General features: G+C 73.4%; 5 protein-coding genes. All 5 read right to left on the reverse strand.

Going from position 1 to position 4,483, the window contains the following annotated elements; all coding sequences use genetic code 11:
* Positions 1-791: nicotinate-nucleotide--dimethylbenzimidazole phosphoribosyltransferase (locus Q8M88_RS09365; RefSeq protein WP_305596678.1), on the reverse strand; the 791-nt coding region annotated here is incomplete at its 3' end.
* Entirely contained in the window at positions 788-2,254 is a 1,467-nt protein-coding gene (locus Q8M88_RS09370; protein ID WP_305596680.1) for a cobyric acid synthase, read from the reverse strand. The genes Q8M88_RS09365 and Q8M88_RS09370, both read right to left, overlap by 4 nt.
* On the reverse strand, positions 2,242-3,177 hold the full coding sequence (gene cbiB / locus Q8M88_RS09375; protein ID WP_305596682.1) for an adenosylcobinamide-phosphate synthase CbiB: 936 nt from the start codon (positions 3,175-3,177) through the stop codon (positions 2,242-2,244). Before cbiB ends, Q8M88_RS09370 begins: the two co-directional genes overlap by 13 nt.
* On the reverse strand, positions 3,167-3,943 hold the full coding sequence (locus tag Q8M88_RS09380) for an ABC transporter ATP-binding protein (protein ID WP_305596684.1): 777 nt from the start codon (positions 3,941-3,943) through the stop codon (positions 3,167-3,169). Before Q8M88_RS09380 ends, cbiB begins: the two co-directional genes overlap by 11 nt.
* Positions 3,940-4,483 (reverse strand): iron ABC transporter permease (locus Q8M88_RS09385; RefSeq protein ID WP_305596686.1); only part of this gene is annotated, 544 nt, incomplete at its 5' end. The genes Q8M88_RS09385 and Q8M88_RS09380, both read right to left, overlap by 4 nt.

Genomic DNA, 4,483 nt, shown 5'->3' on the forward strand with positions numbered 1-4,483 from the left:
CCGGCGATGAAGCCGTCGACGAGAACGGGCCGACGCGACGCGGCCGCCCCGAGGATCGCGCCCGCCATCATGGCGATCTCGCAGCCGCCGAACTGCGCCAGCGCGTCGCGGGGATCAGTGGAGGCCGGTGCGCGCGCGGCCGCCCGCTCCAGCAGCGCCGCCTTGCGGGAAAGCCCAGCGGCGTCCTGTCCCGCCCCCGCCCCGATGCAGTCGGCGAGCGGCGCCGGGCCCAGGCGATGCAGCAGGAGGGCGGCGGCGGCGCTGTTGCCGATGCCCATCTCGCCGATCGCTAGAAGGTCGTAGCCTTCCGCCGTGGCCTCGCGAGCGATCCGCGCGCCGCTGGCCAGGGCGGCGTCGACCTCGACGGCGGTCAAGGCCGGCTCGCGCGAGGCGTCGCGCGTGCCTTTGCGCACCTTGGCCTCGATCAGCAGCGGATGCGGCGCCAGATCGGCAGCGACGCCGGCGTCGACCACCCGCAACTCGGAGCCGACCGCGCGGGCGAAGGCGTTGGCCGTGGCGCCGCCGGCCAGCAGCAGGCGCACCATGGCCTCGGTCACCTGCGGCGGATAACTCGACGCGCCGGCGGCTGCGAACCCGTGGTCGCCGGCGAACACCAGCAGCAGCGCCCGATCGGCGCGCGGCCGGGCGTGGCCAGCGATCAACCCGAGTTGGATGGCCAGCGACTCGATGCGGCCCAACGATCCGGGCGGCTTGGCGCGCCCGTCCACCAGCGCGCGCAGCTCGGGCTCAAGCGCCCGGTCGACCCACGCGACGTGCGGAAGAGCGCTCATTGCGCCCGCAGCCCGGCGAGGGCGGCCAAGTCCAAGATATCCAGATGGCGTTCCAGCAGACTCGCGACCGCGTCCAGCGCCGCATCGATTCGCGCCGCCTGATCGACCGCCTCGCTGACCGCGCCAAGCTGGCCCAACAGCGCCGCGCGCGCTTCGGCCTTGTCGAACAGGCCGTGGACGTATCCGCCCTCCACCCGCCCGTCCGCCGACACCGCCCCGCAATCACCGCCGTCTTCGCGGATCAGGAACGGGCGCGTCAGCCCCGGTCCGCTCGTGCGGCCGACGTGGATCTCATAACCCTCGAACGGCGCGCCGCCGCCCACCAACCGCCCAGCCGCCGGGCGCACCACCTTGTCGGCTTCGAGCACGGTCTCGACGTCCAGCAGGCCCAGTCCCGCCGCCTCCCCCGGCGCGCCTTCCACGCCAGCGGGATCGCGCAGCAGGCGGCCCAGCATCTGATACCCGCCGCAGACGCCTAGCACCCGCCCGCCGCGGCGCACATGGGCGGCGATGTCCACGTCCCAGCCCTGGGCGCGGAGGAATGCAAGATCGGCCAAGGTCGCCTTGGTGCCCGGAATGATCACCAGATCGGCGTCGCCAGGCAGAGCAGTCCCGGGTGGCACGAAGGCGAAGTCCACCGCCGGTTCGGCGCGCAGGGCGTCGAAGTCGTCGAAGTTGGCGATCCGCGACAGCATCGGGACGACGATCCGCACCTTTCCCGTCGTTCGCGACCGGGCGGCGTCGAGCACCACGGCGTCCTCGGCCGGCAGGCTGCGCGCGGCGGCCAACCACGGAACCATGCCGTAGTCGCGCCAGCCGGTGCGCCGCACGATCTCGGCTCGACCGTCGTCGAACAGCGCCGGGTCGCCGCGGAACTTGTTGATCAGGAAACCGCGCACCATAGCCGCATCGCCAGCCTCCAGCACCGCATGCGCGCCGACCAGGGCGGCGATCACGTGGCCGCGGTCGATGTCGCCGACCAGAACCACGGGCACCTCGGCGGCGCGGGCGAATCCCATGTTGGCGATGTCGCCGGCCCGCAGGTTGATCTCCGCCGGGCTGCCCGCCCCCTCGACCATCACCAGGTCGCTTTCGGCGGCGAGCGTTCGATAGCTCTCCAGTACGGTCTCCAGCAGCTCGCCCTTGCGCGCCTGGTAGGGGCCGGCGCGCAGGGTCCCGACGGAGCGGCCGCGCACCACCACCTGGGCGCCCGTGTCGCTCTGCGGTTTCAGCAGCACCGGGTTCATGTGCACGGACGGGGCGACGCGGCAGGCCAGCGCCTGCAATGCTTGCGCCCGCCCGATTTCGCCGCCGTCGGCGGTGACGGCGGCGTTGTTCGACATGTTCTGCGGCTTGAACGGGCGCACCGTCAGGCCGCGGTTGGCGAACAGGCGGCAAAGACCGGCGGTCAGCACCGACTTGCCGACATTGGAGCCGCAGCCCTGGATCATCAGCGCGGCCATGCCACCCCTCCGAACGCCAGCGCCGCGACGAGGATCGCGCAGGCGCGCAGATAAAGGCCAAGGCCCCGCGCGAGGTCCAGCGGCGCGGGCGCCGGGCCCTCGCCCAACGTCGGGCGCAGATGCGGAACACCGTCGTAGGACGCCGTACCGCCCAGGCGGACGCCCAGGGCGCCGGCCATCGCCGCCTCGGGCCAGCCGGCGTTGGGCGAAGCGTGCTTGCCGGCGTCGCGAAGCATAATCCGCCAGCCCCGCCCCGCGACCATGGCGATCGCCCCGCCGGCCAGCCGCGCCGGGAGCAGGTTCATCAGATCGTCGGTGCGCGCCGCCGCCCAGCCGAAGTGGGTGAACGGCGCCTCGCGGTGGCCGATCAGGCTGTCCGCCGTGTTCACCGCCTTGTAGGCGAACAGGCCCGGCAGCCCGCCGACGAGGAACCAGAACAGCGGCGCAGCGACCGCGTCGTTGAAGCTTTCGGCCAGGCTCTCGAGCGCCGCGCCGGCGAGGCCGCTGGCGTCCAGCCGCTCGACATCGCGCCCGACGATGCGCTCGGTCGCCGCGCGCGCGGCCTCCAGGTCGCCGGCGCTCAGCGGCCGATGGACAGCGGCGACGTGGGCGTAGAGGTTGCGCCCCGCCAGCCCCAGCGAGCCAGCGGCGATGAGCGCCAGCGGCGCGAACGCCCAGGGCGCGGACAACCGCTCGATCGCCAGACCCAAACCTGCCGACAGTCCAACGACCAGCAAGAGGGTGACAATCCCAGCGGCGCGGCGCGCCACAGGCGATCCCCGATTGAGCGTGCGCTCCGCCGCGCTGATCAGCCCGCCCGCCCAGGCGACAGGATGAGGCGCGCGGCGATGCAGGGCCTGCGGATAGCCGGTGACGCCTTCAAGAAGGCCCGCGCCCAGGACAATCCACGGATCAGCGGCCACGGCCGACGATCTCGATCAGCGGACCGGCGTCGCCTTGCGTGAACCGAGCCTCGACGCCGTAGGCCTGAGCGAGCACGGCGGGGGCCAGGGCCTCGCGCGGCGGACCGTCGGCGAGCAGCGCGCCGTCGGCCAGGACCAGGATGCGATCGGCCATCCGCGCGGCCATCGAAAGGTCATGCAGCGTCACCACCACCCCGCGGCCCGAGCCTACGGCGAGGTCGCGGAACAGGGCCGCGACATCGAGCTGGTGACCGGGATCCAGCCCGGCCAGCGGTTCGTCGGCCAACAGCCACTCCGGTTCGCCGGCCAGGGCGCGCGCGATCAGCACCCTGCCCCGCTCGCCGCCGGACAGCGTGGTGACGTCGCGCTCCGCGAGTTCGGCGACCCCGGCCGCATCCATCGCCCGCGCCACCGCCGCCACGTCCTCCGACGTGAGCCCACGCGATCCGTTGTAGGGAATGCGGCCCAGGCCGACGACCGTGCGCGCGCTCACGGGCCAGGCGACCTCGGGCGTCTGAGGCAGCAACCCGATGCGGCGGGCGCGCACGCGTGGCGCCAGGGCGCGCACCGCAGCGCCGTCCAGTCGGACGGACCCCGCATCGGGTCGGCGCAGGCCGGCCAGGCAGGCCAGCAGCGTCGACTTGCCGGCGCCGTTAGGTCCCAGGATGGCGGTCACCTGCCCCGGCGCGAAGTCGGCCTCGACTCCGTTCAGCACGTCGCGCGCGCCCAACCGCACGTGCAGGCCCTTCGCCGACAGGACGCTCACGTCATCCTCCGGCGCATGGCCAAAAGAAGACCCAGGAAGAACGGCCCGCCCAATGCGGCCATCGCGACACCCAGTTTCACCTCTGCGGCGGAGGGCGTCAGGCGCACCAGGATATCGGCGGCGAGCACGATCGCCGCCCCCGCCAGGGCGCTGGGGACCAGCAGCTTGCCAGGCTGTGCGCCGACCAGCGGGCGCATCAGATGCGGCGTCACGAGGCCTACGAAGCTGACGACCCCGGTGGCGGCGACGCTGGCCCCGGCCGCCAAGCCGACGCCCAGCGCCAACGCCCAGCGCATGCGGCCCATGTCGACACCCAGCGATCGCGCGCCGGTCTCCCCGAGAGTGAGGGCGTCCAGCGCCCGTCCCGTGGTCAGCAGCAGGGCGCAGCCGGCGGCGATCAGCGGCGCGGCCATCGTCAACTCGTCGAAGCTGCGATCGGCCAGGGAGCCCATCAGCCAGTTGACGATTTCGTTCACCGCCCAGGGGCTGGGCGCGAGGTTCAGCGCCAGGGCGACGCCGGCGCTGGCCACGGTGTTGAGG

Source organism: Phenylobacterium sp. (assembly GCF_030693805.1).
Classification (GTDB): domain Bacteria; phylum Pseudomonadota; class Alphaproteobacteria; order Caulobacterales; family Caulobacteraceae; genus Phenylobacterium.

What these genes read in the sequence shown, in the direction of transcription:
- Q8M88_RS09370 (WP_305596680.1), bottom strand. Translation starts at nt 2,254, where the DNA reads ATGGCCGCGCTGATGATCCAGGGCTGCGGCTCCAATGTCGGCAAGTCG.